The organism is Dolichospermum sp. LEGE 00246, from assembly GCF_015207865.1.
Lineage (GTDB): Bacteria > Cyanobacteriota > Cyanobacteriia > Cyanobacteriales > Nostocaceae > Dolichospermum > Dolichospermum heterosporum.
In genome coordinates this window covers 21200-27818 of record NZ_JADEWA010000017.1, presented here as the reverse complement: position 1 = coordinate 27818, position 6619 = coordinate 21200, and the positions used below count along the sequence as shown (strand labels likewise).

Annotated in this window: 5 protein-coding genes; 3 read left to right on the top strand and 2 right to left on the bottom strand. The window is 38.8% G+C overall.

Translation table 11 applies throughout. The features are described 5' to 3' along the window. The first annotated feature begins 60 nt into the window (after positions 1–60). Positions 61–639: a TIGR04376 family protein gene (locus tag IQ228_RS02350; RefSeq protein ID WP_027401887.1), complete on the top strand. Its 579-nt coding sequence runs from the start codon at positions 61–63 to the stop codon at positions 637–639. Between the two features lie 53 nt (positions 640–692). Here IQ228_RS02350 and IQ228_RS02345 read toward each other — a convergent pair whose 3' ends face one another. Together IQ228_RS02345 and acsF are read right to left on the bottom strand one after the other, a co-directional pair. Beyond that, positions 693–2087, bottom strand: coding sequence for a collagen-like protein (locus tag IQ228_RS02345; RefSeq protein WP_193962077.1), 1395 nt, complete (start codon positions 2085–2087; stop codon positions 693–695). A gap of 141 nt (positions 2088–2228) precedes the next feature. Further along, positions 2229–3305, bottom strand: coding sequence for a magnesium-protoporphyrin IX monomethyl ester (oxidative) cyclase (acsF, locus tag IQ228_RS02340; protein ID WP_027401889.1), 1077 nt, complete (start codon positions 3303–3305; stop codon positions 2229–2231). Between the two features lie 503 nt (positions 3306–3808). Here acsF and IQ228_RS02335 point away from each other — a divergent pair. Next, positions 3809–5251 carry a TM0106 family RecB-like putative nuclease gene (locus IQ228_RS02335; RefSeq protein ID WP_193962076.1) on the top strand — a complete coding sequence of 481 codons (1443 nt, stop codon included), beginning with the start codon at positions 3809–3811 and terminating at the stop codon, positions 5249–5251. A gap of 61 nt (positions 5252–5312) precedes the next feature. After that, entirely contained in the window at positions 5313–6494 is a 1182-nt protein-coding gene (locus IQ228_RS02330) for an esterase-like activity of phytase family protein (RefSeq protein ID WP_193962075.1), read from the top strand. Positions 6495–6619: the final 125 nt, after the last annotated feature.

Genomic DNA, 6619 nt, shown 5'->3' with positions numbered 1-6619 from the left:
CCCCCCACCCCCCGTTCCCTGTTATAAATAAACATATATCTAATCTTTGGAGTATTAACAGTGAGTTTATTTGATGATTTAAGTCGGTTTTTAGAAAGTCGTTTAGAAGAATTCTTGCGAAATAACCCTCATTTAGAGTTAGAAGCACTATTAGAACAACTGCGGGAACAAGAAGAAGATACATTAAAATTAATTGCCGAGTTACAATTGCAAGAGAAGCGATCGCAAGATGAAATCCTCTCCACAGCCCAAGAAATTCAAAAATGGCATATCCGTATTGAAAAAGCCCAAGCCGCAGGTAGACAAGACTTAGCCACCCCAGCCCAAGAACGAGAAGCAGCACTACTGCGAGAAGGAAATCAGATGTGGGGACAAATGCAAGGTATAAAAGAACGTATTAGTCAATCCCAAGAACTACTTCGCAAAATTCAACAACGTCGTCAAGAAGTACAAATCAAAGCAGCCGAATTACAAACAGCAAGAACCAAAGCACAAACCCAAGAAAGATTAGAAACTGAAACTCATGGCTGGAATACAGCTACTAATTATAACAGTAATTTTGATGACCTAGAAAATACATTTCGCCGTTGGGAAACCCAAGATGAATTAGAAAAACTCAAACGCAACATGGGAAAATAATTATGGATAACAAGATCCCCGACTTCTCTAAGAAGTCGGGGATCTAAATCTTATCATCGCTTACGAATTACCCCTTGCCAACTAATTTTTTGCTGTATAGAACGTCCACCTAAAGAACGAATTGCCACAACTTCAACATCAACCTTTACACCTGAATTTAAAGCTTGACTAGGAATTTTTAACTTACCTAAAGCTAGAGTAAAATTATTATAACTACGACTTACTAACTCAGCAGGAACTTCCCCTTCGTATAAAATTTGAGGATTAAAAGCATCATCAAAATTATCTTGCGCTCGATATTTCACTTTAAACCGAGTATTAATCACATCAGATTTACCAGCTAAATCAACTATTCTGAAACTGAGATTTTGTCCAGACTTAGCAAATTCAGCCACAGCTAACCTAATTACATCTTCCTGAAAAATAGCATGATTTACAGTGTAATCCGTCAAAGTTCCTGTAGTTTTAGTATTACCATCAACCCAGAGATTTTCAGGAAAAGCAATATCTATTTCTTGATTCTCATTTAAAGAGAGTTTTACAGATTGATTAGCAAAATTATTAATAGCATTTTTTTCTAGCCAAACTAATTTAAAACTTCCGTCCAAACGCCGTTCAAACTCTCGATATTCATCAGCAATTACAGAACCAATCGCCAGCAAAGACTTTGCCCCTTGACGAATTTGCCACTTATTTTTAGAAAGATTAAATTGTTGATTTGCCAATTGAGAAACCGCAATTTCCGCAGTTGGTTTATCATCTGCTAAAGCTTCTTTGCCATTAACTATACTTAAAATTCCTAACCTGCCCGGTTTACCATCACGCCCATCTCTACCATCACTGCCATCGCGTCCATCGTAACACCGATAAACCTTTTGAGTACATTGACGATTGAGAGTACCAGATCTTCCTGTACAACTTTCCCTCTCCCAACGTCGTTGACGACAGGAACAACCCACCGCACCTCTAGCACCTCTTCCACCCCGTCCACCTTCGCCACCAACAGCCCGAACGGCAATTTTCCTTAAATCTGCCAAATTCGTATAATAGACCGTCAGATCGCCACCCTGACCACCATTGCCACCATCACCACCGCTACCACCATCACCACCATTGGGGGCATTAATATTATCTCGTCCTTCTTCCTGATGATTCCGACAACTAGGACGAAAACCCGGTTCACCATCCTCGCCATCTTCACCATCTTTTCCAGATAAGTCAAGACTAACCGCCGAACCATCAGCGTCATCAGCGTTTATTATCTGGCTTGTCCCACTGCGTCCATCTCTACCGCTACGTCCGTTACTACCATCCCTATCATAATACCCAGCTACTTTTAATTCTTTAACATCCCTTGGACAGACAACTGCACCCACCGCAGGTAATAAATTAGTAAATAAACAAAATGTCAGCAGAAACAGTAATTGATATCTAAAACTTTTGTGCATGATATAGCAGGTGACAGAGTTGAAAAGATGTTCATGTATTGATGTAAATTTTTGCCAATTTGCTCCCCTATGACTGAAAAATAAATAAAAAAAGTGGTTTTGTCGAAGACAAAACCACCTCCTCAAAAAAATAAACTCAAATTAACGAGCTTGACCGTGAGCAGAAGCCGCATCAATAGGCTTCATCAAATACAATTGTAATAACTGCCAACCATGAGATAGATAGATTGGGAATTTTTGCAAGAATTGCAGGAATTTAGGCGTATTAGAGCTAGAAATTGCTGCCAATTTTTCGTTATTCTTGACGCAAACATCTAAACGCTGATAAAACGCTGGGTTCTCAACATCCAAAATAACTGGGAAGACTCTACCAGCGGTTTCATTGGTCTTCTTGATTACATGAATATCATAATCACGCGCATCCAAGCCCAAGGAAGCATAGAAATCTTTGCGTTGAATATCATTGAGATACATAGTTGCAAACACTGACAACAGGAAGAAGCGACTCCATAGTTTAGCTCTCCAGTCATTCAACATTTGTGGTTGCGCTCTCATAACCGCATCAAAGAAATCACCGTGACGGTTTTCATCCTGACACCAGTTCTCAAAAAAGTTGAAAATTGGATAAATTTGATCTTCAGGATGGGCTTCTAAATGACGATAAATGGTGATATAACGCCAATAACCAATCTTTTCAGAAAGATAGGTCGCGTAGAATATGAATTTGGGCTTAAAGAACGTATAACTACGGCTCTTAGTCAAAAACCCTAAATCTAAAGAAAGATTAAAGTCTGACATAGCTTTGTTCAAGAACCCAGCATGACGGGCTTCATCCCGTGACATCAGGTTAAAGCCTTCAGCTAAAAGGGGGCTTTTATCCTTTAGGCGACGGCCGAGTTCTTTGTATAGCAAGAAGCCGGAAAATTCTGCTGTACAAGAACGTTCGAGAAATTCAACGAACAATTTGCGAGTTTCTCCGTCAATAGAGTCCCAAGATTTTTCAAACTGAGCATCCCGAACAAAGTGATGGCGATTGTAGTCAATGCGGAATTCTGCAATAATAGCTTCTAATTCCTGTTCATTGACGGAAAGATCCATCTGCGCCATTTCATCGAAATCGGTTGTGTAAAACCTTGGTGTTAAAAGGGTTTCTTTCGCCGGGGACTTAACTCCAGAACGAATTTCGTCAGAGCTTGGTTTTCTGAGGGATTCTACCATGTTTTGATTTGCTCTTTTATCTTTCTTTTTTTTTTGATGACACCAGAAAGCTGATCCTTATGCTCTCACAAGGTGTAGGGGACAACAATTATGATTTTGTATGAAATTCAGTGTAGCAATATCTAGCCCAAAAATGAGCGGATAAATGATTAAGAGTTGCAAAAATCCACAAAAAACGATTTACACTTTATTTCTATGGCAATGAGGATGATGGTTTTAATGCCGCCTTTGAGGCGCGGAAGGTTAAATTAGCCAAAACTGAGGAAAATCATGTAAGCTGAGAAAACACAAGACATTATTAATTGGGCTGGTAATATGGTGTTGAAAAATATCGCCAACAGTGATGTTTTATACTAAAATGTCGAACCTTCTGTGCTGGTTACTCCGGTGGGACATAATGTGTTTGTGATAATCACTCATGAAAAACCAGAACTACAGTATTTGGCTGAACAATGCAATTCTTAACTGTCCTCTAATTTCTGAATTATTGTTAGCTTAAAAGGATGTTAATCAATGCTCAACTTTTACTACAATTTCAACGCTGTCAGCGACGACCTTTTTTAGATGTTCATGGTGATTATCTTCAGCGAGAGATTCCCAATGAGTTAATGCTGAAGGTGCAGAAGGACAAAAGCCTTCATCATCAGCGGATAGTCAGAAAGTTAAGTTATTCCGAGCCGGATTATGTTGCGAGTGATTGGCAAGCAGGAGCAGCATCAACTCTAGCACTGATGCAGCAAGGAGTGAGTTATATTCGTCGTGGTGTAATATTAACTACCTATTATGAAAAATATACTTTGCTGAGTCGCCCAGATTTGCTTGTGAAACAGCCGGGGAAATCCCGTTTTGGAAATTGGAACTATGTCCCGGTTAATATTGAATTGGGTAAGCGTCCTAAGCAAGAATATCAGGTAGTTATTGCTTTTCACGCCCAAGTTTTAGCTATGGTTCAGGATGTGGTTCTGAGTCAGGCTGGGCTGATATTGCGAGATAAAGATAAAACTTATGTGGTGGATTTGGACAAATGGACACCACAAATGCTGGATATTTTAGAGGAATATATTCAAGTTATTGAGTCGGTGGAAGCACCGGAAATTTTTATTTCTCGGCAAAAATGTAATCTTTGTCCCTGGTATAATTATTGTTATGCGAAAGCGAAATATCAAGAACATCTGTCTCTGTTGCCAGGTGTAACACCGATTCGCTACACTCAATTGCAAAATTTGGACATCACTACTTTAGAAGCACTGGCACAGACCCATCCTAACACCTTAGAAAACTTAACAGGATTTGATAGTAATGTAGCTGCTAAATTAGTTGTCCAAGCCCAATCTGTATTCACGAAACAACCCTTGATTCTGGCTGATTCCTTTTCTTTAGAATATCTGACTTTTACAGCCCCGATTGAACTTTATTTTGATATTGAAGCCCAGCCAGATTTAAATTTAAATTATCTTTTAGGTGTTTTAGTTGTGGATAGAGTTGCTAATACTGAACAGTTTTATGCTTTTTTGGCGGAACAACCAGAACAAGAACCTCTAATTTGGCAACAATTTTTAAATTTAGTGAATCAATATCCCCAAGCACCAATTTATCATTTTTGTGCTTATGAAGTGGATACAGTCAAACGCCTGGGAAAACTGTACCGCACACCTCATGCTCAAATTCATCGTCTCCTGAATCGGTTTGTTGATATTTATGAACAATTAATTCAAAGTGTGGCTTTACCAATAGATAGTTATGCGTTAAAAACTATTGCCCGTTGGGTGGGGTTTGAATGGCGTGAACAAGAAGCCAATGGTGCTAAATGTATTTACTGGTATGATAAGTGGTTAGAAACAGGCGATCGCACTTTATTAACAATCATCCAAGACTACAACGAAGATGACTGTCGCGCCACCCGTACGGTCAAAGATTGGCTGGTCGCTTTTTTCACAAGTGCATAAAACTTCTTTCTTCTTCCTAATTTCTAACTGGGCGCAGACCCTACGCCCCTACTATTATTCTATGTTGCATCTTCCAAAATTTCGGAAACCATTCCTGATTCTTATCTTGGCAACTTCACTAATTCTGATTAGTTTTCTGGTTAATAATTTCGCTTCCGCTTCTTTCATCATCAACAGCATAGAATTTATTGGTCAAGCTACCTTACCCACAGGTTTAACTTTCCAAAAAACCGAAGTTGGCGGTTTATCGGGAATTACTTATGATGCCAAAAATAACTTGTACTACGCAATATCTGATGACAGAGGGCAAGAAGCACCACCTCGTTTTTATACTTTAACAATTGATCTGAGTAAAGGTAAACTAAATAATAATGGAGTTGTTCCCGTAGGTGTAACGAACTTATTAGATAATAATAATCAACCATTCCTCCCCAATACTACTGATACAGAAGGAGTTGCCCTCACTAATAAAGATACCATATTTGTTTCCTCAGAAGGTGATGTAGACAGACTCATCAATCCCTTTATTAAAGAGTTTGCACTAGCTTCTGGAAAAATAATTAATACCTTACCCATACTGGATAAATTTTTGCCAGATTCTCAAAAGCAAAAAGGCATTCGCAACAACTTAGCCTTTGAAAGTCTCACCATTACACCGAATCAAAAACTTCTATTTACAGCCACTGAAAACGCCTTAATTCAAGATGGTACAGCAGCCCAATCAGGTGTTGGTACATCTTGTCGCATTTTGCAATATAACCTCTTAACCAAACAGCCAGAACAGGAATTTCTCTACCAAACACAACCAGTGACACCCTTGTTTAATCCTACAGGTAAATTTGCCAGTGGCTTACCTGATTTAGTAGCGATCGATAACGCAGGAAACTTTCTCAGTATAGAAAGAAGTTTTACAGGTTTGGGATTTACAGTTTTTCTGTTTCAGGTTTCCCTAAATAAGGCCACAGACATCCATAGCTTAGAGAGCATTACCGAAATTGACCCTGATAAAATCCAGCCAGCAGCAAAAAAACTCCTCTTAGATTTACGAACTTTAGATGTATCATTAGATAATATTGAGGGATTAACCTTAGGTGCAAAACTCCCCGACGGGCAACCATCACTAATTTTAATCAGTGATAATAATTTTAATGGACTACAACAAACTCAAATTTTAGCCTTTAAGCTGAAAACTGAATCTCCGCTAACCAAATTATTCCGCCGCTTTAGAATACCTAACCGTTAAAAATAATCAGAATCGGACGAAACGACTACGCTAGGGGATATAGAAACCTCTGGCTCAAACGAAGTTAGCCAGAGGTAGTTCATAGTACAAATAGCAACCAATTTAAATAGAGACAGAAACAAAAT